This is a genomic window from Psychrobacillus insolitus (assembly GCF_003254155.1).
GTDB lineage: Bacteria > Bacillota > Bacilli > Bacillales_A > Planococcaceae > Psychrobacillus > Psychrobacillus insolitus.
Window position 1 is genome coordinate 113,998 of the sequence record NZ_QKZI01000005.1, and the last position, 23,197, is coordinate 137,194.

The following is a 23,197-nucleotide window of genomic DNA, read 5'->3' on the forward strand; positions in this document are numbered from 1 at the left end:
AGCTACGCCTCCTCACTTTCACTCATACTTAAAATAATTGTTACTACTACACCTACAACTGCCAAAACCACCCCGGCCTCAAAGATTGTCACAGTTGTTAACTCCGTCTTCCCAAAAATAGGTAATTCAAAGTAAGCAAATGTTTGCGACATGAATGGGACCCCAAAAAGAATAGAACCAAACCCTGTACCCGTTGCTAGTAATACACCTAAAGCAGCTACTAATTTAAAATCAAACGGCAAACTTTTTCTAATAGATTCTATATCACTTGTCAAATACAGAAGAACAATTGCAGAGGCCAATACTAAACCTCCGATAAATCCACCACCAGGAGTATTATGGCCTGACAAAAATAAGTACACGCCAAAAGTTAATATGATAAATACAATAATTCTCGTTATTGTTCGTAAAATAACATCATTGATTTTCATTCTTTGTCTCCTCCTTTTTCGCTCTTAAGCTTAATCATGGTATAAACACCTAAGCCTGCGATAAAGAGAACAACCACTTCTAACATCGTATCAAATCCACGGAAATCTCCTAATATGGCATTGACAATATTTGCTCCACCAGCTAATTCATACGCATCTTCAAAGTAACTTGAAATCGTTTCAAACTTATTGTAATTTAATACCGACAATCCTATAAGCATAACAAGTACACCCATCGCTATAGATATGATCCCATTTATCCACTTTGTTTTAATAGTAGTTTTCTCTTTCTTCCAATCGGGTAGATGAGAAAATGCAAGCAGGAATAATGCGGTCGTTACCGATTCCACAACCAACTGAGTTAAAGCTAAATCTGGGGCACGGAATATCACGAAAAAGATAGCAATTGAATATCCTAAAACTCCATTTAACAAGGTGGCTGTCATACGTGATTTAGCAAATAGCATAGCAAATGCAGCAATTGCCATAACAGCTACCAAGATGACTTCATAGAGTCTTATAGGAGCATTGGTAGAAATATCCATAGAAAAGGCTCCCGAATAGAAAAGGAAACCACCTACCACAATGATGAAAAACCCAAATATATAAGCTATATAATCCTTTAAAAATCCAGTCATATAGCCTCTAGTTACAACCCCAGAACCTTTTTCCGAAAGACTAAGTACATTATTATACAAAGTATTAAATGTATACTTCTGCGAAAACAAGCCATAAATTGGTTTCCACTTTTTAAGAATTTTATATAATATTGCACCAACAAGCACTACCCCAATCGTCATGAGCAACTCTGGTTTAACCCCATGCCAAGCTGAAATCGAAGGCGTAAGATTAAATGCATCACCAAAAGTAGGGTAAATACTAGACATTGCAGGACGTAATATATAGTTACCAAGTAAATTAGGAAAGAAGAAAATTCCTACCACAAAAGCAGCCAAAATTAGTGGAGAAATAAGCATCCCCATTGGCGCTTCATGAATTGGTTTATCCAACTTTTCAGGTTGAGCAGGCCCAAGAAATGTTTTAAAGATGAAAATCATACAGTAAATGAACGTAAAGATACTAGCAACCCACGCAACAATAGGGAATACAATGCCAAATGTTTGAAGGGAAAAGACATCCGCATTACTTATTTGAACGGTTGCAGCAAAAAACATCTCTTTACTTAAGAATCCATTAAATGGAGGTAATCCAGCCATCGATAAACTACCTATTACAGCAACTGTAAATGTAAATGGCATTAACGCCATTAATCCACCTAGCCTTCTAATATCACGAGTACCAAGCCCATGATCGACAATCCCAACGACCATGAAAAGTGCTCCTTTAAACGTAGAGTGATTAATCATATGGAAAAGAGCAGCAAATGTAGCTTGAGTATAAATAACAGATTCCGTCGAGTAACCTATATGTAGTGCTACTGAACCGAGTCCGAGTAAACTCATTATGAGACCTAGTTGACTTATCGTTGAATAAGCTAACAATGCCTTTAAATCGGTTTGTTTAACCGCATTAAATGAGCCCCAGAATAATGTAATCATCCCGACGATACTAACCGTCCAAAACCACACTTGATCTCCGCCGAATACTGGCGTAAAACGAGCCACCAGGTAAATCCCTGCCTTTACCATTGTTGCAGAGTGTAAATATGCACTTACTGGAGTTGGGGCTTCCATTGCGTCTGGCAACCAAATATGAAACGGAAACTGTGCTGACTTTGTAAAAGCACCTAACAATACTAAAATCATTGCGGGCATAAATAAAGCATGGTCTGTGAAACCACTTATGCTACTAATAATTTCCCGAATACTAAAAGTACCTGTCATCGTATGAAGCATGATAAAACCAACAAGCATAGCCACTCCACCACTTACCGTGATAAGCATTGCTTTTTGCGCTCCTAGTCTAGAACCTTTACGATGATTCCAAAAGGCAATTAATAGGAAAGAAGAAACACTCGTTAATTCCCAAAATACATATAACACCATTAAATTATCAGAAAATACGACGCCGAGCATGGCACCCATGAATAATAATAAGTAGACATAGAAGTGTTGGAGGGATTCTTTTGTAGAAAGATAAAAAATGGAGTATAAAATGACTAAACTACCTACACCAGTTATAAGTAAACCAAATATCATACTTAAACCATCTAAATAAGTAGTGAAGTTAATATCTAATGTGGGAATCCATTGGTATGTATCAGTAAATGTTTGACCACTTGCTACCGAGGGAATTAACCTAGCAAGCAGGATAAACAAAGTAATAGGTACTAACATAACAAACCATCCAATATGTATAAATCTGAATCGTCTATAAATAAATGGGACGAATGCAGCTATGATAAATGGAAGAATAATTGCGAAATTTACGGAAAACAAATCCTAACCTCCAGTTCTTTTTTACTTTTAATTTTTGATTTTGATAGAATCATTCTATTTCGTGAAGAACGCTTGACTATACCTGAAACTAGTAGCATAATAAGAAGCCATGTGGGTCATTAACAATTTCCCAAAATTTAAAAATATATTAAGGAAAAGCACTAAAAATACGAGTAGATGTGGACATATACTTAGTAAATTATACACTAAGATAACACCCACTGCACTTCAAGCGCTTTAATACTAAATAACTTAAAACGAATTAGATATGTATATAGATTGTAGAAACGAACATAAAAGAGGAGTAGGTAACGATGAAACGTACAAAAGGTCGTATGGACGAAAGTATACTAGTTTGTGTATACTACGGACCAAACGGAGAGCGTCTTATTAGAAGAGGACATAAAATGGCAAGTATGCTAGATTGTCCCCTATATATCTTGACAGTTGATCCACTACCATACGATGCATTTGATGCTGAGAAATCAGGATATATTGAACAATGGAAAAGCTTAGCGGAAGAATTAGAAATAGAAGAATTTATCATTCGCGACAATGAAAAACGACCTTCTCCAAAAGTTATTAAAGAAGTCGCGCATAAACTAAACATCACCCAAATCATCATTGGCCAAACTGCTCAAAGTAGATGGGAAGAAATTACCAAGGGATCTTTTATGAATGTCTTATTAAAAGAAATTCCATTTGTTGATTTCCATGTCGTTTCCGTTGAACGTTCCGTAAAAGAATCAGAAGATGGAGTTTTCGAAAAAGGAGTCCGTGCTTATTTAGTTGTTGACGGAGATACGTACAAGGTTTCTTTTACATTTGCTAAAAACATGTGCCAAGAGGGCATATTCTTTAAAGAAGTAGGTACAGACTTTGATAATGGAATTTTTAAGTTTATGCATAACAACAAGATGCATCAAGTCCATATCCAAGATAATTTATGTACCGATTCTTCTCAAGTTCCAGATGGTTGTAGCTTAAAATTATAATCCCAAAAGAGAGACTCCAAGAGTTCTCTCTTTTTTTAATGAAGATTTTGCGAATTCCGAGTGAAATCTTGCGCATAACGGGGGCGACCTTGCGAGTAGCACCAATCTTGCGTGTTCCGAGTGAAATCTTGCGCATAACAGCGGCTACCTTGCGAGTAAGACAAGTAATCTTGCGAATATGGCCAGTGACCTTGCGAATAGCACCAAACTTGCGTGTTCCGAGTGAAATCTTGCGCATAACAGCGGCTACCTTGCGAGTAAGACAAGTAATCTTGCGAATATGGCCAGTGACCTTGCGAATAGCACCAATCTTGCGTGTTCCGAGTGAAATCTTGCACATAACGGGGGCGACCTTGCGAGTAAGACAAGTAATCTTGCGAATATGCTCTCCAATCTTGCTCCTAAGCATTTTCTACACAAAAAAAGAAGCGACTACTAAAGTCACTTCCCTCCCATTTATCCTTGCAATGCAATCTTTCTATCTTTTGGCAACGCTAAGGCTACCAGCCCGATGATTGGTAACACTGAAACAATAATCATCGTCGTATAAACACCTAGATGATCCATTAATATCCCGATCACTACTGCTCCAATAGCACCCATTCCAAATGCAAGTCCTACCGTTAAGCCTGCCATAGTACCAATTTTACTCGGCACAAGCTCTTGTGCATAAACAACTGTCACTGAAAAGCTTAGCATGATGAAAAATCCGATTAAAGTAAGTAAAATAACAACCACCCATATAGGAACATATGGCAATATTAAACTTAGTGGAATCGGTACAGCCACAGAAAGTAAAATAACATTTTTTCTGCCCATACGATCCGCCATCGGCCCTCCAAAGAATGTTCCAACTGCTCCTAATGCTAAGAAAATAAAGATGAAAAGTTGCCCTTTTTGAATCGTAAATCCGTAATTCTCCATCAAGTGAAAAATATAGAAATTGGTCATGTTGGTCACATAAAATGATCTTGCAAAAATGATAACCATTAGAAGAGTCAAAGCGATAACTACTTGTTTCTTAGTTAAAGATGGCAAGGAAGATAGAAGTACTTTCTTCGTTTTAGAAAGCTTCTCCTCTTCCAACTGTTTCTTATACCAAGCAGATATTTTCGATAATATAAAGATTCCCACTGCAGCAACAACAAGAAATAATGCTGCTCCTCTTTGTCCAAATGGTACTAAGATGAAAGCACTAATTAGTGGTGCGAGTGCTTGTCCAGAGTTTCCTCCAACTTGATAAATAGATTGTGACAATCCTCTTTTAGATCCTGCTGCCATGTATGAAACACGAGAACCTTCTGGATGAAAAACAGCAGATCCAAAACCTAAAAATATAACAGATACAAGAATAATCCAGTATTCCGGTGCAAATGCTAATCCTAACATACCGATAAATGAGCTCGTCATTCCGATTGGAAGTGCATAGGGCATTGGCTTTTTATCACTAATAAATCCAACAACCGGCTGCAATAATGATGCCACTATATTTAAAACAAAAGAAATCAACCCTAATTGCGTAAAAGTAAGTCCAATTTCTTTTGCTAAAACTGGAAACATTGCTGGAATAACAGCTTGTAATGAGTCATTAAATAAGTGGCAAACCCCAATCGCAAACATGACAGGATACACCGGATTTCCAAGTTTATGCGTAGAATCTACCGTAGCCATACTATTTGATCACACTCTTTCTTGTTTCCGAATAAAGTAATAGATTTATTATAGCGCAAATCCCGTTGAGTAAACTGAAAATATTTACTTTTAGAAATAAGAATAGATTATAGTTGGTTGTTAACACTGAAAGGAAGGACATTTAGTTATAAAGGGGTCGAGCCTAATGAAGGATTTATTTGAAATAGATTTTTGGGAAATGATTATTCGAACTACTGTTTCTTTTGCGGCACTTCTATTATTAGCAAGAATTTTAGGGAAAAAACAACTTAGTCAGTTAACCTTCTTCCATTATATTACCGGAATAACCATTGGATCAATCGCTGCAGAAATTGCGTCACAAACAGAAACGCCATTTGTAAACGGACTAATATCACTTATTTGGTGGTCCGTCCTGACATGGCTGATGAGTTACCTCGCTTTAAAGTCGCCTAAGCTTCGAATCCTTTTCGACGATGAACCTACGATTGTTATTAAAGATGGGGAATTATCCGTAAAATCTCTAAAATCTGCACGCTTACATTTGGACGATCTTATGATGATGCTTAGAGAACAATCGATCTTCTCCATTCAAGATGTCCATTATGCAGTACTAGAAACAAATGGAGAATTAAGTGTTTTTAAAAAAGTGGAACTACAAGAAGCGACCAAACAAGATGTAAAAGTACCGACTACGCTTCCTGTATATATGCCAACTGAAATTATATCAGATGGGAAAGTTGTGCAAAAAAATTTAACCGAGCTCGATTTAACAGAAGAGTGGGTCATGAAAAAACTTCGTAAACAAGGAGTAGAATCTGTCCAAGATGTCTTTTACGCACAAATCCAAACAAATGGTTCTCTGTATATTAGCCTTCGTAAAAACGGTATATAAAAAGGACTTCCAGCCTAATGGAAGTCCTTTTTTCTATCAAATCAATTGCTGGATTGCTTTCAAAAGTTCAATCGGTGCTTCGTACATACTCATATGACCAACATCTTTCACTAATACTTGTTTAATATTCTCACCACTTGTTGTAAATGTTTTTTCTGAAGGAATTAATTGATCACTATCCCCCGCCACTAGCAAAACTGGTAACTTAGTATTTTCTAAAACTGCTATGCGATCTTTTCTTTCCTTCATCGCATGTAGAGCATTTTTGGCTCCTACTGATGATGTTGTATACCCTATTTTCTTCGCTTCCTCTATTGCTTTCTGATGATCTTCTATATGATCTGGAGCAAATAATTTCGGTACTAAACCATCGATGAATACTTCCATTCCTTCTTCATCTATTTTATAAGCTGATGATACTCTGCCTTCTCTTGCTTCTATAGAATCTGCATAAGCTGTAGAATGTACTAATGAAAATCCATTTAATCGATTACTATACGATTCCGCAAACGCGAGCGTTATATAGCCCCCTAAAGAATGTCCAACCATCGTCACTTTTTCAATTTCTAATTCATCTAGAAAATCTTGTATAAAATCTGCATAATGATAGATCTCATTCATATTTTCCCAAACCTCTGAATCGCCATGTCCTGGCAAGTCAATCGCTAGTACTCGATTCGTTTTAGAAAGCCCCGGAATGACTTCATTCCAATAGGTAGAACTCCCACAAAAACCATGGATAAGTAAAAAAACTTCGCCTTTACCCTCGTCTTGATACGCTACTTTTTTGTTATATACTTCTACAGAATGCACATTCATTTCTACACTCTCCTTTTTTACTCATTATAATGTATTCTACCCTTTCCTTCCAAATAAAAACCAAGAGTATAATATTTATACTTGATATATATTTTATACTAAATTATACTAATTGTAGAAATGAGGATTGAAGATGAAAATTTGTCCATACTTAGAGTCGTCTTTTCAAATACTCGGTAGACGTTGGAACGGATTAATCGTTCATTACTTATCGAACTGTCCAGACTATACCGCACACTTTTCAAATATGAAAAAAGACTTAACCGATATTACGCCACGTGCATTATCACTTAAATTAACTGAACTCGCTGAGCATGGTTTAGTAGAGAAAATAATGACCGTAGAAAATTCGGTTAATATAACCTATCACTTAACTATCGCCGGCCAAGAACTTGCTGAAGCTCTTAAACCAGTACACGCTTGGGCAAAGAAACATATAACGTTAGAAAACTAGGGAATGGGGAAAATAACATGACAAACCAAAATCCAATGATGTGTGATTTAGAAACAGGAATTTGTGGACCAGCTGGAGAAGGAAACGCTGAAATGAGCTTTATCGATTTATCTACACCAAGCAAAAAAATCGATCTATATTACGTAACAGATCCAATTTGTTCACATTGCTGGGCCCTCGAGCCAACATTGCGTAAATTCGTAGAAGAGTATGGTCAATACTTTAACATGCATACAATTATGGGAGGCCTACTTGAAAAATGGGATGGCTTTGCAGATGTTTCTAACGGAATTTCTGGTCCTGAAGACGTTGCAGGACACTGGAGAGAAGTTGGAGATCATACGCGCATGCCAATTGATGGATCATTTTGGTTGGAAGATCCAGTCTCTTCATCCTTCATACCATCTCGCGTTTATAAAGTAATACAACAAAAAGATGCTAGCTTAGCACCAGTTTTCTTACGTAAAGCAAGAGAAGCAGTATTTCCTTTCAACAAAAATATTGGTAGAGACCAAGTATTAATCGACATTATCAATGAAATGGGATTGAACGGAGAAGAAATTGTAAAAGAATCATATCTTCCAGCAGCACAAGATAGCTTACAAGAAGACTTCCAGATGGCCGGTCGCCTAAGTGTACGTGGATTCCCAACCATTATTTTCTTAAATGAAGAAAAAAAAGGAGTCAAAGTAGGCGGTGCTCGCCCATTCGACTCTTATGTGCAAGCATTAAAACAAATACTACCTGAAGAAAATATCCAACCTAAAACCGCTCCAAAACTACAAAATATCTTGAAAAAAGAAGGCTTATTATTCTCTCGTGAAATCGAAGAACTCTACGGATTAGAACAATCCGACGTTGCCGCATTTGTAGAAAAAGAATTAACTACTGACGGCTATATTGTAGAAGAAGTTCTTGGAGAGAAATACATTAAAGTTAATAAGTAATCATAGAACGCCCTCAGGTATTGATACTTGTGGGTGTTCTACGTCTTCTTATCCCGGTACTTTTCATAAGCCATTTCTAAGTACATCACTTTACATCATACTTTCTCCCCTTCTAAATGCTTCGTACAATTATATAAATGACACAGATTTTCACTTTCTTGTAATTCAATAATCGTAACCGATGCATTATCTACATCCTTTAAAAATTCTCCGTCTGGAACCAGAGCATGGATAAGCCTTCCTATTAAATCTCCATGACTAACTACTAATACACGGCTACCTGAATGTACTTGTTTTACTCTCTCGATAAAAGACATCCCACGAGAAAAAGTAACATCCTCTGGTTCAAAACCTAAATCCAACTCTTTCCAAGATGCTCCCCACTTTTCTAAGCGCTCTAGCTCAGTTGTTCCTTCAGCAACTCCTCCACCAACTTCAACTAAACGCTTATCTATACGGAATTCAGCACTTGGTAACCTTTCAGCAATAATCTCAGCAGTTCTCCTTGCTCGAATTAAAGGACTTGTATAAATGACATCCCATTCTTCCTGCTCCATTCTATCGGCAACCCGTTCTGCCATTTCAATTCCTTCTTCATCTAAAGGAATGTCCGTATTACCTTGCTCTCTTCCTTCTTTATTCCAAGCTGTTACACCATGCCTTATAAATCCAATAGTCGTCATACCCTTACCCCCTTACATGCATTATAAATAAATAACGAGAAAATTAACAAGTCATCGGTGAATTTGCGATGCTGCCTTATTATTACCGTTCTACTTGACCTTAACGCTACGTCAAGGTTTAAACTAAGCTTATAAGGAGGTGCTGACTTGGAATATACGGTGCAAAAACTTGGCCAGTTAGCAGGAATAAGCACGCGGACACTTCGCTATTATGATGAAATTGGATTACTGAAACCAACTCGAATTAATTCATCTGGTTATCGCATTTATGGCTCTGATGAAGTAGACCGACTGCAACAGATTCTTTTTTACCGAGAGCTTGGCTTAAACTTAGATAGTATCAAAGAAATAATCACATCATCCACTTTTGACGCAGCAACTGCATTAAAAGAACATCGAAATAAACTGCTCCAAAAAAGTGCACAACTGGATATGTTGATAACTAATGTGGATAAAACCATTCAACTAAGAGAAAGGAGCATTACAATGTCAGATAAAGAGAAATTTGAAGGCTTTAAACAAAAATATGTGGATAACAATGAGGATAAGTACGGAAAAGAGATTCGAGAACTATATGGGGATAACACTGTTGATAAGTCTAATGCAAAAGTTAAAGGAATGAACCAAAAACAATATGATGAAGTAACAAACTTAGAGCAACAAGTATTAGATAACTTGAAAGTGGCTATGGAAACAGGTGATCCAGCTGGCGAACTATCACAAAAAACAGCAGATTTACACCGACAGTGGATCAGTTATTACTGGTATCAATATTCAAAAGAAGCACATGCAGGACTGGCCGAAATGTACGTTGCGGATGAACGTTTTACTGCTTACTACGATAAAGTACAAAATGGTGCTTCTGTATTTTTAAGAGACGCCATTCTTATATACACAAAAAACTAGAAGGCGAGCCAAACGCGGAAGCGCCTATCTCTGCTTCGCGCAGGAGCACAAGAGATAGAAATAGAAATAGACATATTATGTAGAAATTTTCTTATTCTTTTAAAAAATATCCAGTTCTAAAGCAATTTTAAATTGCTTCAGAACTGGATACCTAGTGTCAAGCCAATATGCGTGTTGAAAGCTTACCCTTTTTTCACTTACAGCCATTCTTTCCTCAATTCATCATCATATAGGTTACGATGATCCCCAGAGTAATCCCGATTACGACAGTTGACACATACAATACTGCTCGTTTCAATTCCCCATCCTTTCATATCCTTATTACCTAAAGTTTATTAATGAAGCTTGAAACTTATTCGGTAGCAAAAAATGAACGAGCTGGATCAGGGAGAAATGAACGGTAAAGCTTATACCATCTATTTTTCTAATACTTGTTCGAGTATGTGGATATCCTCTGGATAACTCAAAGGAAGCATTTTAATTTCCTCCAATGACTTCCAAGCAACTTCATGTATAAATTCATCTGAATCTTGGAAAGTTATTTCCCCACTCTCTATTTCTACTAAAAAATATTCGACATAATAAGAAATTCCATATTCACTAATAACTCCACTTTTATTATGTATCTTTTCATCTGTTCGAACGATTAAACCCGTTACTTCATAAAACTCTCGTTCACAGCACGCTTGAAAAGTTTCTCCTTCTTCGAATGTCCCTGTAGGAACAGTCCATTTCTTTTCTTCCTCCGGAGCTGCTTGAAGAACCATTAACACTTCATTCTTATCATTTATACAAATGCCAGCAGCACCTTGCGAACTAAATACATTCATTTTCATACCTCTTTCTTTCGATCACTTTGTTTAGATTAAATCTTCTTCAGATACTACAGGTTCATACCTCGACTGTTCTAAATCAACAAGCCCATTCGCTAGAAAGGACACTCCCTCTGCTTCTAACAATGTTCTTTGAGAATAAGCAGATTCTTCATCCTTCATGACGATTTCACCCTTTGCATTGATGACACGGTGCCAGGGTAATTTATGCTTCTCACTCATCGAATGCAAGATGCGCACAACTTGTCTTGCACCCCTTGGACTGCCAGCAACCTTTGCTATTTGCCCATACGACATAACCTTCCCGATAGGAATAGACTTTATTATATTAATTACTCTTTCAGTAAAAGGGTTCATCATGTTTCAATCCTTTCATTCTTTTCAATTATAACCGATTTTCACGTATTTCTTTCTAGTACGAAATAAAAGACTGTTCTAAAAGTCAGTGATAAGTTGACTTTAGAACAGCCTTTTAGTTTTACTATTTTTCATCAAACAATTCTTTTACCCATCTGTCCTAAAGCGTAGTGAATTCCATGTTGAAGCGTTTTAAAACAATCGAATTTTGATAATTGTACATCTGATTGTATAATGACCATACTTAATTGTGGTGAAATTCCTACGAGAACAGTTTTGATCCCAATTAGCGAAGTAGCAGAAGCTATATTTTCTATTAATCTCGCTGTATACTGACTTATATTTTGATGAAGTCCAGTTAAATCGAGAATTAAGTAACTCGCTTTATGCGAAGGCAAGTTTGTTAATGTTTTTTCCACTATTGAAATAGCGCGTTCTTCATCGTATTTTCCGATTAGTGGAACGACCACAATCCCCTCTAATACTGGGATAATCGGAGAAGATAGTTCTTTTACAAGCTCCGTCAAGTCTCTCGTTTTATCTTCCACAAGTGCTTCTAATTCCAGAATGTGGTCCGTCTCCGTCTTTTTAGCCAACTGACGAATGTTATGATTGACCGTAATATCAGATTGGAAATATCTCACAACACTATATTCATGTCCCTCTATTTGATCTTGAATTATTTCATACCAAATATTGGTCCCTAACATCGCTGTAAAAATCCCTGCGTAATGAGCTGGTATGTACTTTGCTCCAGCAGACTTTCCTTGTGCTTTATGAATTTTATATTCCCAACTATTTTTAAACTTCACTGTAAATGTTTTGGACTCTATATCCAATTCCTCAATAACTGCATGTCCCCATCCTGCAGAAGCATATGTATTGGTAATTAATTTAGAAGCTTCTTCAATACTGACATTCTTCTTTTTTTCAAAGTACTCACCTACAGTAATTCCTTGTCTAAATCCTGTCGTTTCAAATACTAATTTAGAAGCTTCTGTTCCAGAAATTTCTTCGATTGTGTCAAAAAATGATTTCATGGCTGAAGAAATCCAAAATAATACAGAGTCCTGTTGTTCAAAAATCAATTGACCTTCTTCTAAATTCCAACTAAACTCAATCCCATTTATATCCATCTGTTTTTTCATATCCATTTATATATTACTCCTTTGAACTTCTATAATGTTACCTTTATAATTCGACAAGATTAGCAAATTTCCTTTTCATGAAATAATTATACCTTACTTTTCTTCTATTATTTAATGTGTACAATATGTATTTACATATCGACGAAAACCTCACTAACCATCACCCTCATTATCTTTGTATGTTAAAATTACCTAAAGTACAAATCTGAGAGGAGATTTTTTTATGCAAGTCGTTTCGATCCGAGACGTTCATATTGGAGAAGGTATTCCTAAGATTATTGTCCCATTGATGGGAAAAAAAGAGGAAAACCTGCTTTTAGAGATTAGAGAAATACTACAAACTGAGCCTGATATTATTGAGTGGCGTGTAGATGTACTTGAAGAAGTAGAAAACATAGCAGCCGTGAAACAAACGCTATCTGCTATTCGTAAAGAGCTGTACCCTATTCCCCTCTTGTTCACTTTCAGAAGCCATCGTGAAGGTGGAAATAAAATAATTACGGATGCTTATTACAAGCAATTACTTGAAGAAGTTTCGCAAACAAACGATGTTGATTTACTAGATGTGGAATTATTTTCTCCACATGTAAACGAAATCGTAGAAACTGCGAAAAATAATCATGTAACAATCGTTATGTCCAATCATGATTTTGAGAAGACACCCGCCAAAGAGGAAATCGTTTGGCGACTAAGAAAAATGCAGGAGCTTGGTGCACATATACCTAAAATTGCAGTAATGCCAAAAACTCCTGAAGATGTACTCACATTACTAGATGCTACATATACCATGCATACACTTCATGCGGATCGTCCCATAATTACGATGTCGATGGCCTCCACTGGCTTGATCAGCCGAATTGCAGGGGAAACATTTGGTTCTGCTGCAACATTTGGCTCCGGTAAAGAGGCTTCTGCTCCTGGTCAAATTCCAGTTAACGAATTACGAAACGTACTCGGGATCTTACATAAAAACATGAGATAAATTAAGTATTTTTTCCTTATATTTCTAAAAAGGGGCTATCCTCAGGAGGCCTGTTTTCACAGACGTCCTGAGGATAGCCCCTTTTTATTAAAAACAGAATTATGACACAAGAAACTTAATTTAATTTTGTCACTTCTAATAATTCGTTGATTGGTAATTGTAATGCTCGGTTACCCAGCTCTTGCTTTAATTGTTCATTATGTAAGTACTCTTCAGGCGTAAATAACTCTTCACGACCTTTTTTCAAGTACTCATAAAATACAGGAGGTAAGAAGTTCTCTTTTAATATAACTTCAACCGCTTCTCCTGTTTCCCGTGTAAAGACATACGCGTAAGAAGTTGGACGATATGGATCATATTGAGCTTTTGGATAAGCTGTATCGACCGTATAGGTGCCTCTCGTTTGAGCACGTGTAACAAATTCGAAAGCATCGCGGAAACCTGGACCACCATGACCAGACAATATGGAAATATCTTTACGATTTGGAATCTCCTCACCATATAAAGCTTCAAAAGCTGCTTGAATAATTCGGAAACCAACACCTATCGCCATATAAGCAAGCGTCCCATGATATTTGCGAATATCCTCAAAGCTAATTTCTAATAAATCTTCACGGTCATAAATGTTAATTGTATTCATACATTTTATCTCCTAACTTGTTTTTTGTGGTTTAACCTTCTTATAATTAAAATGTAATTAGTAATAAAAAAAGGAACAAATAAGTATGGTTTTTTTCAATATATCCCCTCTATCTCCTTACTTCGATAGTATACGTAAACCACCGTTTATTTGTTGAATATACGGTGCATTAATATCTTCTAAACTCATTAAAGTATCATACTGAATCGTAAATGGAATTAACTCTACTAGTAATTCTTCTGGTAAAAAGAACCCGTTATAAAAGCCTGATTCTAAGATTAAACTTGCACTATTTCCATCCTCATTTTGTAAGACTTGCCCAAGTAATATAACGTGCCCATCTTTCCTCTCATACACGACATACACATGATCGCTACGGAAAAAATAGCGTACCTCGCTCCCTTCATTAAGAAAGGATTCCTGTACTTCATAAAAGGATGAATCTCCTCTTTCTGCCCATTCAGTTAATGACTTTTCTACCCTTTTATTGTCTGCTTCAAGGGCTGCAATGAGAGAGTCTTCTATTTCAGCAGTCCAGTCAATATCCAAGTAGTTAGCAATTTGTTCTAATCCTATATCTGCATTTTCCATTAAAAAAGCTTCTCTTGACGCTAGATTTCGTTCAATCATTTCAAGTAATTTATGATGCCCCTCTAATGATGTTTTAGAAGCCTCAAGTTGCTTAAACTCTAAGTACAACGTATTTAGTTCTTCCATAGACGATTGAATACTTTTTTCCATTACCCATCTACTACCCATTAAATCAACAATATCTTGGCCATCTAATATTAAGGCAAGCCAAGTATCCAGACCAACCTCTGTATAAAACTGGAGTTGTTCCGCCCCATCCCGTTGATTCTCTTTAAAATTCTTATCCATTTCTTCTACTGTTGGTGTTAACTTTGCAATCTTTTGTTCTGTATGATCCATTTCTTCTTTTAACTGACCAATCGTCGACTCATCGTAAACAACTGCCAAGAAATCGGCGAATGCACCAGTCAAATGTCCATATGCCGGTGTTACAAGTACAAGGAATAACGCTATAATAAGCCCTATTTTTTTATACATTTTTTATCAGCTTCCTTGTGGATAAATAACTTGCGCATAGTCCAATACCAAGACCACAGAATAATTGGCAGCCCAGTACAAACAAGAATGTCGATATGTCCATTTTCCACAAAAACTGTATCGTCTCACTTACTGGTTGAAATACGAAATAATATATGCCAATTACCATTAAAATGGAAGCTATACTTCCTATCAAACCAATAATCAAGCCCTCTAATAGAAATTGAAATCTAACTATTTTCGGATTAGCTCCAATTAATAACTTTACACGAATTTCTTTTTCTCTCTGATATAGCGCTAAGTGAAAAGCTATGTATACCATCATAAACGCAATAACAAAAAAGAAAATAATCGCAAATAAACCATACAGTTCTATTTTCTCAAGTGCACTCGCTAAATATTCGGCCATTTGTTGTGGATAAACAACCTTCTCTATGCCCTTCATTTCACCAAGACTTTCGGCTATTTGTGACATTAGCTGTACATCTTTCACTTGAAACTTCACAGCATCTTGCATTGCACCATTACTAAATGAATCCAATAAATATTCTTTTCCAATAAAAAATAAAGATAAGCGGTCTAGTAGTACCTCCGCGGTTTCAATTTCCACTTTTTCAATATATGTATTTTTCTCTAGAACTTGTGCTACTTCTTCTACCACAAATCCCTCTTCGATATACACTTTCATGGAAAGCTGAGATTCCACGTAAGCAATCGTATCTTGCATAGCCAAACGTGCAAGTAGTAAAGAGCCAACAAGTACCATCGCTACAAAAATAAGTGCAACTGATGCCAACGCTGCACCTTTATTGCGCTGCATACCTTGTCTGACATCTTGCCACATATAGCGCACATTATTGGCGTTCATATACTCCCCCCTCTTTCAATATCCACGACTTCTCTGCAAATGTCTCTATTAAATGCTGCGAATGGGTAATGACGAGCATCGCTACGCCTTCTTCCTCCCGCAATTCACGCATTAGCATCAATACTTCACTTGCTGTCTCTGGATCCAAGTTCCCTGTAGGCTCATCTGCTAAAATAATTTTCGGCTTATTGAGTAGAGCACGCACTATCGCAACACGTTGCTGTTGACCTCCAGATAATTTAGTTGGAAGTACATGGGCCTTCTCTTCTAATCCAACTCTCTTAAGTAAACGCATTGCTTCTGCTTCCATCTTATCCGGGTCTCTTCCTAGTATTTGACCAGCAAGCACTATATTTTCTAGCACTGTTTTTCGCTCAAGTAATTCAAATGATTGAAAAATCACTCCCATTTTTCTACGTAATTCATATTTTGCCAGCTTATCAATCGATACGCCATCGATTGTAATGCTACCAGTATCTCTTTCTAACTCACGGTAAAGTAGTTTTACTAATGTACTTTTCCCTGATCCTGAGCGTCCTTGGAGAAAAGCAAATTCTCCAGGAGCTATATGCATATTTATATTGTGTAAAATAGGTTGTTGTTCAAAACTTTTTGACACTTGTTCCAGGTGGATCACCTTATAACTGTCCTTCCACTAACCATGGTAAAAAGCCACGTAAAAACCGTTCAGTCGCCGGCATGAAATACGAACCATAATGGAAATCTGGATCGAGTGTAGTATTTACCCAAGTACCCTTTGTGCTTACTCGGTCAATATATAGAACTGCTCCACCATCATCTGTTGAAACGAGCACTTCACATTTTTCTGGTGGCCAATATACGCCGTGTTGATGCCATGTTGCATCAGAAAGAGTTAAATAATTTGTGAATAAATCATGTTCGGGAGCAGATAATACTAATCCGCTTTTCGGATCTTTTTCAAGCCACCACCAAAAGTTTGTTGGACGGAATTCCCATTTGTGACTTGGCAACCAATCAAATCCCTGTGGACCCAACGTCACAACTGTTCCTCCATCATTGGCAAACGCATAAATCTTCTCTACATTTTTCTCAAGCAATCCCAAATGTGTTTGAGAAGGAATAAGTAATACATCGACCCCTTCTAAAGAGGCTGTTTCTAATTCACGTATCGGAATCAGTCGATTAATATACTTTGCAAACTCAGATGTTTTATATGTACGATGATGGTGTGAACTGCCACCGTAAACAACCGCTATTTTTTTCATCCTGTAGTCACCTCTTCTTGTAATGTCGCATTCTCTTCATGTACCCATTTTAATAATTGCGGACCAATTCGATCGGTTGTTTTATTGATTTCAGGTGTCATATAACCAAACAAATCTGAACCTACATGGACAAATATAATGCCTTTTGTACTCACTCGGTCAATATATGTTATAGGAGTATCACCAGGTAAAGTTAAGAGAACTTCTGCACCCTCTGGAACAGGATGATGCCCTCTCGCAAAAAATCCAGAAACCCCTTTATTATATGTCATATCATCTTCTAATACACCTTCAAATATTGGATGTTGTGTATGAATAGAAACTTCATAATCTTTATAACTATGTATCTCTTTTGGAACGAATAATTGACCACCCGGTAACCAGTCTGTCACTAAGTTACCTGAAAATATAAGTATTTTTCTTGCATTCACAAAATCTAATATAATTTGGCGATGTTCATATAAAAAGTCTTGATCCGCAAAGCCACTTATAACTAAACAGTTATAAGGTGTTAAATTGATATTCGGCAAATCATAAATATCAACATTCGTAAAATCTTCTCTTGCTTTATTTTCACCACGTTGTGCAAAAACTGCTCCTGGATTTAGTTCTATAAAGTTAGTTTTCATTATTAATCTCCCTTATGATTTTCTAATATGAGCAATGCATCGATCAATGACTGTGTATAAGGATGTTGTGGATTTTCAATAATATCTTTTGTTTTACCTTCCTCCACAATTTCACCTTGTTGCAACACGATTAATCGGTCACAAAACCCTTGTGTCAGTGCAATATCATGTGTGACGAATAAGTAAGAAACTTGATTGTATTCGTTCATTTTTTTCATTAATGCTAATAGTTCTAAACGCAGCGAAGTGTCTAACATGGATGTTGGTTCATCTGCAATAATAAGCTTCGGTTCACATACGAAAGCACGCGCAAGACCAACCCGTTGTCGCTCACCTCCAGATAACTCGTGTGGATAACGATCTATATATTTATCTGGATCTAATGTCACGCTATTTAATGCACGGCGCACCTTCTCTATTCGTTTCTCTTTATTCCCTTTATCAATTCCTTGAATCACAAGTGGCTCTGCTACAAGCTGACCAATTTTCATACGGGATGAAAGTGCTTCATATGGATCTTGAAACACCATCTGAATATACTTGGCAAGTGAACGGCGCTCTTTCCCTTTTAGAGATAAAATTTCTTGTCCTTCGAAGAAGATCTGTCCTGCATTTGCCGTCTCGAGACCAGCAATAATACGACCAATCGTACTCTTTCCTGCTCCACTCGCTCCGATCAGCCCTATAATTTCACCGTGCTTTAATGAAAAAGAAACAGATTTTAGCACATTTACTTGTACATCTTTTGAGCGTCCGAATGCTTTTTCTAAATCCTTCACCTCTAATAAAGATGTCACGAACTCAGCACCGCCTCTCTCACTTTTTTCGGTTTCAATAATGGGATTGAATCGACTAAACGTCTCGTGTATGGATGACTCGAGTTTTCTGCAACTTCTATCGACTCGCCACTATCTATGATATGACCATATTTCATGATGATTAAGCGATCCGTAACTGATAAGACTGCCGGTAAATCATGTGATATAAAAATCATCGAAATGTTTAACTCACGTTGTAATTTACGTAGCAACTGGACAATTTCAACTTGAACAATCACATCAAGCCCAGTTGTCGGCTCATCAGCTATGATAAGTTTCGGTCGATTTATTAATGCCATAGCAATAATTACTCGCTGACGCATACCACCAGATAATTCATGAGAAAAGGCAAATCTCCATTTAGTATCAAGTCCGACTTGTGTCATTACTTCCATTACACGTTTATCCATTTCAGCTTCGTCTAATTTTTGATGTACTTTAATCGCTTCTTTTAACTGTTTATCAATTGTAATAACTGGATTGATCGCATTCATCGCTGCTTGTGCAATATAACCAATATCCTTCCCACGCAATTGACGGATTTGCTCATCATCTAAAGTTTCCAATGCTTGTCCTTCAAAATAAATCGACCCTCTGCTTCTTCCCGGTAACTTCAATTGTTGAATAATACTAGTAGCTACTGTTGATTTACCGCTTCCTGACTCTCCGACAATTCCTAGCACATCACCTCGTTGTAAATCGAAAGAAACGTTTGATACGACTTCTTGATACAAACCTTTTTTAGGGTATTCCACAGTCAAATTTTGAACAGATAGCACAATATCTCGCTCAACTTGCGTTAAATCCTCTACCACTTCTCGTTTTTGACGTTTCGGTGCTAGCGCGTATGAGCTTAGTCTTGGATTCACTTTTTCTTCTAAATAATAGCCCATTAAAGAAAAGGCTAATACGACCATGACGATACAAATACCAGGCGGAATAATCCACCAAACCCATGCCTCTGTTAAAAATGCACTTCGGCTATTGGCATAATATAAAATACTTCCCCAACTCTTAACTAATGGATTCCCCATCCCTAAAAAACTTAAAGAAGATTCCAATAAGATTGCTGTATTCACGGCTCCAACAAATTGTGGAATGAATAGCGGAAAAACGCTTGGAAAGATATGTTTCTTAAAAATATACAAATGATTTGCACCCATCGTTTTAGCTGCAAGCACTGGTCCTGTTGTTTTGATAGATAAAGTTTGCGCACGAATTTGCCTTGCCTTTCCTGCCCACATAACTAAAGTAATAACAAATATTTGCGTAAATATCCCCGGTCCCATATATACGGCAATAACAATCATCAACGGTAGAAATGGCAGTGTTAATACAACGTCAATAACACGCATCACGACTACTTCAAACCAGCCACCGATATAACCCGCTAAAATTCCTACACTACCTCCAATGATTGTGGCAAAAAGAGCCGTCAAGATTCCAATCGTTAATGAGGTTCGCGCCCCCTCAGCAAGCTCCGCTAAAATATCTTGACCCATATCATTCGTTCCAAGCCAGTGGTCCCTGTTAGGAGCCATAAAAGAAGGACCAGATTGCTTATATGCATCATATGGGATGATAAAAGGTCCAAGTACAGCAAAAAGAACAACGGCTATAAATAATACGAATCCTACAGCACCAATGACTTTTGTTGATTTACGCATGATTCATATCAGCTCCCTTTATCTTTTTAAGCGTACGTGCACGAGGATCAACGAGAGGATATGTTAAATCAGCAAATAAATTCGCTCCAATCACACCAAGTGTAATAATTAAAAATATACCTTGCATCATTGGAAAGTCTCTTGCAATAACACTTTCATACAGTAGTCGACCAATACCTGGATATGAAAAGACAGATTCTACCACTACCGCTCCGCCCACTAGAGTACCTAGAGTCATCGTAAAATGCGTATAAATTGGTAGTAAAGCATTGCGCAAGGCATGATTGAAGATTAGTCCTTTTTTATGTACACCTTTTGCCTCCGCCATCGTAATATAGTCTTGTCCAAGAGATTCAAGCATCGAAGAACGTGTTAGTAAATAGTTAGACCCTACTGTTGCTAATGTAATCGTCGTTAATGGCAGCACTGCATGCATTGCAACATCCTTTATATAACCCCAAACGCTCCCATCTTGCATCATCGAAACAGCACCATATGTCGGAAACCAACCTAGTTGAACCGCTAAAATAGCTAAAAACAAAAGTCCTACCCAAAAACCTGGAACAGCTTGTAATGTCAGCATTCCTACTAATAATGAGACATCACGACTTTTCCCACGATTCCAAGCAGAATAAGCGCCCAATATAACACCAATTACAGCGCTAAATAACATTGCAGGCCCGACTAATAACAATGTCCATGGTAATCTATCGCCGATTATTGTCATAACAGGCTCTGCATATTTAATCGACATTCCAAAATCAAACGTCACAATGCCTTTTAAATATTCAATATACTGTTCCCATAAAGATCCACCAAGACCCATTGATTCAAGAGCCTGCTGCTTTTGTACTTCTGTTAATTCATTAATCGTGTCCCCGAAAAAATATAATAGCGGATCACCCGGGGCTAACCGGGGCAAAGCGAAATTAATCGTCAATGCCACGAGTAACACAAGACCATATTGAAGTAGTTTTTTTCCAAATGACGATAGTGTACTATTCATTTCTTGCAAATCTCCTTATTCGCTCAATATTGGAGCCGTTGCCGAAACAGCTTCACGCGTTTCCTCTGGTAAGAATGAATATTTGTGTACAATCCCATAACCTATAGACTCTACGTATTGATCATACACGTCAGCATTATAAGCAAAGACTTCTTCCGGATAATACAGTGCAATAGCGGTTGGTTGGTTATTGTATAACTCTTGCATATCAAATGAAATGGTTTTACGATCTTCGATTGTAGTTGCAGCCATCCAATCTTCAATTAATGTATCCATTGCCGGATAAGATACACCTTTCGTCCATAGATAGGATGCACGATGAGACATAACGAATTGGTCTGGATCCGCTACACCATGTGGACCTATTAAACTAACATACGAATCAAAATTATCTTCTGAATTGGCAGCTGCATATGTAGTGGCATCCATTGCTTCCACTTCAAACTGTAACCCTACACCTCTTAACTGCTCTTTCAACATTTCTGCTACTCGCACATAAACAGGTTCGCTTGCAGAAACAATTGTATTCATTACTAACGTTTCGCCTTCAGGTGTTTCACGGAAACCATCATTATTTGTATCCTTGTAGCCAAGTGAGTCTAGAATTTCATTTGCTTTAGCAATATCATATGGCGTCGATAAATCTGGATTTGTCCACGGAGAATCGGGATGTGGGTAACCCGTTAAACCAGCACGTCCCTGACCTAATAACACAGTATCCACAATGCTTTGACGATCTATCGCTAGTGATACAGCTTGACGTACTTCTTCTGTATTAAATGGTGCACGTTCATAATTTAAGCCAAATTGGACAATGGATAATGGAGATACTTCTGCTAATTCCAGTGAATCAGTATTTTTAAATGAAGCTTGTAATTCAGCTGGTACTGTACGTGTAGATACATCAATTTCACCTGCACGTAATGCGTTAAACATAGCTGTTGCATCTTTTATTATCGGCATACTCAATGAAGCAACGGTAGGTTTGCCCATGAAATAGTCATTATTTGCTTCAAATTTATAATACTGATCTGCTACATATTCTTTTAAAACAAAAGGACCTGTTCCTACAGCTAACTCAGCATACTTACGTGGATTTTCAACATCTTTCCAAATATGCTCTGGTAAAATTGGTAAGTCTGCAAATGTAATTGTTGCAAGTGATGGACATGCATAAGCACACTCAAAACGAACCGTTTTTCCATCCTCTTCAATTTCAATTACATCAATTTTTGGTACTTCACTAACATGGTGCGTATGGCGGTTTGCTGGACCATCCCGGAAGTATTCATACGTAAATTTCACATCTTCCGCCGTAAAGTCTTCCCCGTCATGCCATTTAATACCATCGCGTATTTTCACAATCCAAGTTGTATCATCTAGCTGTTCTGCAGACTCCGCTAACCAAGGAATCGGTTCATCTACATATGGTGACGGTGAAAATAACTTGTCATACACTAAATCAGTTAACCAGTCTACGTTTCCTGTATATATATTTAATGGACCCACATCTGATGGAATTCCAACTTTTAATTCTTGTACTTGTTCTGTTGCCGTTCCTTCACTTTCTGAATTTGTTTCACTGACCTTTCCTTCCGCTTCATTCGACGAACAACCTGCTACTAGAAACACTAATAGTAAAAGCGGTAAGCTCCATAATTTTTTAATCTCTTTATGCAAAATAATTCCCCCGTTTAGATTTAATAATAGAATTTGAATTTCTTCTTCCTTCCGTACTTTAACATCAACGATAAT

Annotated in this window: 24 protein-coding genes; 6 read left to right on the forward strand and 18 right to left on the reverse strand. The window is 37.1% G+C overall.

Annotation, left to right across the window (positions count from 1 at the left end):
- Nucleotides 1-2: 2 nt before the first annotated feature.
- Both C7437_RS11985 and C7437_RS11990 read right to left on the reverse strand, forming a co-directional pair.
- A complete protein-coding gene (locus tag C7437_RS11985; protein WP_111439968.1) occupies nt 3-431 on the reverse strand; it encodes a Na(+)/H(+) antiporter subunit B in 429 nt (142 codons plus the stop codon).
- Nucleotides 428-2,830: a Na+/H+ antiporter subunit A gene (locus C7437_RS11990; RefSeq protein ID WP_111439969.1), complete on the reverse strand. Its 2,403-nt coding sequence runs from the start codon at nt 2,828-2,830 to the stop codon at nt 428-430. Before C7437_RS11990 ends, C7437_RS11985 begins: the two co-directional genes overlap by 4 nt.
- A gap of 314 nt (nt 2,831-3,144) precedes the next feature.
- On the opposite strand from C7437_RS11990, the gene C7437_RS11995 reads away from it, so the two are divergent.
- Complete coding sequence (locus C7437_RS11995) at nt 3,145-3,825, forward strand: universal stress protein (RefSeq protein ID WP_111439970.1); 681 nt, start codon at nt 3,145-3,147, stop codon at nt 3,823-3,825.
- A 456-nt stretch (nt 3,826-4,281) separates the two neighbouring features.
- Here the strand turns inward: C7437_RS11995 and C7437_RS12000 are convergent, their stop codons facing one another.
- Nucleotides 4,282-5,496 carry an MFS transporter gene (locus C7437_RS12000; RefSeq protein ID WP_111439971.1) on the reverse strand — a complete coding sequence of 405 codons (1,215 nt, stop codon included), beginning with the start codon at nt 5,494-5,496 and terminating at the stop codon, nt 4,282-4,284.
- Nucleotides 5,497-5,662: 166 nt separating this feature from the next.
- On the opposite strand from C7437_RS12000, the gene C7437_RS12005 reads away from it, so the two are divergent.
- Nucleotides 5,663-6,370 carry a YetF domain-containing protein gene (locus tag C7437_RS12005; protein ID WP_211310018.1) on the forward strand — a complete coding sequence of 236 codons (708 nt, stop codon included), beginning with the start codon at nt 5,663-5,665 and terminating at the stop codon, nt 6,368-6,370.
- A 36-nt stretch (nt 6,371-6,406) separates the two neighbouring features.
- Here the strand turns inward: C7437_RS12005 and C7437_RS12010 are convergent, their stop codons facing one another.
- Nucleotides 6,407-7,189, reverse strand: coding sequence for an alpha/beta fold hydrolase (locus C7437_RS12010; RefSeq protein WP_111439972.1), 783 nt, complete (start codon nt 7,187-7,189; stop codon nt 6,407-6,409).
- A gap of 133 nt (nt 7,190-7,322) precedes the next feature.
- On the opposite strand from C7437_RS12010, the gene C7437_RS12015 reads away from it, so the two are divergent.
- Nucleotides 7,323-7,643 carry a winged helix-turn-helix transcriptional regulator gene (locus C7437_RS12015; protein WP_111439973.1) on the forward strand — a complete coding sequence of 107 codons (321 nt, stop codon included), beginning with the start codon at nt 7,323-7,325 and terminating at the stop codon, nt 7,641-7,643.
- Between the two features lie 17 nt (nt 7,644-7,660).
- Nucleotides 7,661-8,590: a DsbA family protein gene (locus C7437_RS12020; protein ID WP_245909283.1), complete on the forward strand. Its 930-nt coding sequence runs from the start codon at nt 7,661-7,663 to the stop codon at nt 8,588-8,590.
- A 95-nt stretch (nt 8,591-8,685) separates the two neighbouring features.
- Here C7437_RS12020 and C7437_RS12025 read toward each other — a convergent pair whose 3' ends face one another.
- Nucleotides 8,686-9,273: a histidine phosphatase family protein gene (locus C7437_RS12025; RefSeq protein ID WP_111439974.1), complete on the reverse strand. Its 588-nt coding sequence runs from the start codon at nt 9,271-9,273 to the stop codon at nt 8,686-8,688.
- A 147-nt stretch (nt 9,274-9,420) separates the two neighbouring features.
- Between C7437_RS12025 and C7437_RS12030 the strand changes: the two genes are divergently transcribed.
- Nucleotides 9,421-10,179 (forward strand): MerR family transcriptional regulator, encoded by a 759-nt coding sequence (locus C7437_RS12030; RefSeq protein WP_111439975.1) that lies wholly within the window; start codon nt 9,421-9,423, stop codon nt 10,177-10,179.
- A 416-nt stretch (nt 10,180-10,595) separates the two neighbouring features.
- Here C7437_RS12030 and C7437_RS12035 read toward each other — a convergent pair whose 3' ends face one another.
- The 3 genes from C7437_RS12035 to C7437_RS12045 form a co-directional block, all read right to left on the reverse strand.
- The gene (locus tag C7437_RS12035; protein WP_111439976.1) at nt 10,596-11,009 is read right to left on the reverse strand and encodes an NUDIX hydrolase; all 414 of its coding nucleotides are present in this window, start codon (nt 11,007-11,009) and stop codon (nt 10,596-10,598) included.
- A gap of 30 nt (nt 11,010-11,039) precedes the next feature.
- Nucleotides 11,040-11,369: an MGMT family protein gene (locus tag C7437_RS12040; protein ID WP_111439977.1), complete on the reverse strand. Its 330-nt coding sequence runs from the start codon at nt 11,367-11,369 to the stop codon at nt 11,040-11,042.
- A gap of 134 nt (nt 11,370-11,503) precedes the next feature.
- A complete protein-coding gene (locus tag C7437_RS12045) occupies nt 11,504-12,523 on the reverse strand; it encodes an STAS domain-containing protein (RefSeq protein ID WP_111439978.1) in 1,020 nt (339 codons plus the stop codon).
- Nucleotides 12,524-12,740: 217 nt separating this feature from the next.
- Here C7437_RS12045 and aroD point away from each other — a divergent pair, with 217 nt between their 5' ends.
- Complete coding sequence (aroD, locus tag C7437_RS12050; protein WP_111439979.1) at nt 12,741-13,499, forward strand: type I 3-dehydroquinate dehydratase; 759 nt, start codon at nt 12,741-12,743, stop codon at nt 13,497-13,499.
- A gap of 115 nt (nt 13,500-13,614) precedes the next feature.
- On the opposite strand, the gene C7437_RS12055 is transcribed toward aroD, so the two are convergent.
- The 10 genes from C7437_RS12055 to C7437_RS12100 all read right to left on the reverse strand — a co-directional run bounded on the left by C7437_RS12055 (nt 13,615) and on the right by C7437_RS12100 (nt 23,122).
- A complete protein-coding gene (locus C7437_RS12055; protein ID WP_111439980.1) occupies nt 13,615-14,139 on the reverse strand; it encodes a hypothetical protein in 525 nt (174 codons plus the stop codon).
- 117 nt (nt 14,140-14,256) lie between these two features.
- Nucleotides 14,257-15,207 carry a hypothetical protein gene (locus tag C7437_RS12060; RefSeq protein WP_111439981.1) on the reverse strand — a complete coding sequence of 317 codons (951 nt, stop codon included), beginning with the start codon at nt 15,205-15,207 and terminating at the stop codon, nt 14,257-14,259.
- Complete coding sequence (locus C7437_RS12065) at nt 15,200-16,075, reverse strand: cell division protein FtsX (protein WP_111439982.1); 876 nt, start codon at nt 16,073-16,075, stop codon at nt 15,200-15,202. Before C7437_RS12065 ends, C7437_RS12060 begins: the two co-directional genes overlap by 8 nt.
- Nucleotides 16,062-16,694 (reverse strand): cell division ATP-binding protein FtsE, encoded by a 633-nt coding sequence (locus C7437_RS12070; RefSeq protein ID WP_146249628.1) that lies wholly within the window; start codon nt 16,692-16,694, stop codon nt 16,062-16,064. Before C7437_RS12070 ends, C7437_RS12065 begins: the two co-directional genes overlap by 14 nt.
- Before the next feature lie 19 nt (nt 16,695-16,713).
- Nucleotides 16,714-17,322: a hypothetical protein gene (locus tag C7437_RS12075; RefSeq protein WP_111439984.1), complete on the reverse strand. Its 609-nt coding sequence runs from the start codon at nt 17,320-17,322 to the stop codon at nt 16,714-16,716.
- Nucleotides 17,319-17,951, reverse strand: a complete 633-nt coding sequence (locus C7437_RS12080; protein WP_111439985.1) for a phosphate starvation-inducible protein PhoH — start codon at nt 17,949-17,951, stop codon at nt 17,319-17,321. Before C7437_RS12080 ends, C7437_RS12075 begins: the two co-directional genes overlap by 4 nt.
- Nucleotides 17,952-17,953: 2 nt before the next feature.
- Nucleotides 17,954-18,748 carry an ABC transporter ATP-binding protein gene (locus tag C7437_RS12085; RefSeq protein WP_111439986.1) on the reverse strand — a complete coding sequence of 265 codons (795 nt, stop codon included), beginning with the start codon at nt 18,746-18,748 and terminating at the stop codon, nt 17,954-17,956.
- On the reverse strand, nt 18,745-20,436 hold the full coding sequence (locus tag C7437_RS12090; RefSeq protein WP_211310019.1) for a dipeptide/oligopeptide/nickel ABC transporter permease/ATP-binding protein: 1,692 nt from the start codon (nt 20,434-20,436) through the stop codon (nt 18,745-18,747). The genes C7437_RS12085 and C7437_RS12090 overlap by 4 nt, the downstream gene beginning before the upstream one ends.
- Nucleotides 20,429-21,442 (reverse strand): ABC transporter permease, encoded by a 1,014-nt coding sequence (locus tag C7437_RS12095; RefSeq protein ID WP_111439987.1) that lies wholly within the window; start codon nt 21,440-21,442, stop codon nt 20,429-20,431. The genes C7437_RS12090 and C7437_RS12095 overlap by 8 nt, the downstream gene beginning before the upstream one ends.
- Nucleotides 21,443-21,457: 15 nt before the next feature.
- The gene (locus tag C7437_RS12100; protein ID WP_245909284.1) at nt 21,458-23,122 is read right to left on the reverse strand and encodes an ABC transporter substrate-binding protein; all 1,665 of its coding nucleotides are present in this window, start codon (nt 23,120-23,122) and stop codon (nt 21,458-21,460) included.
- Nucleotides 23,123-23,197 lie beyond the last annotated feature (75 nt).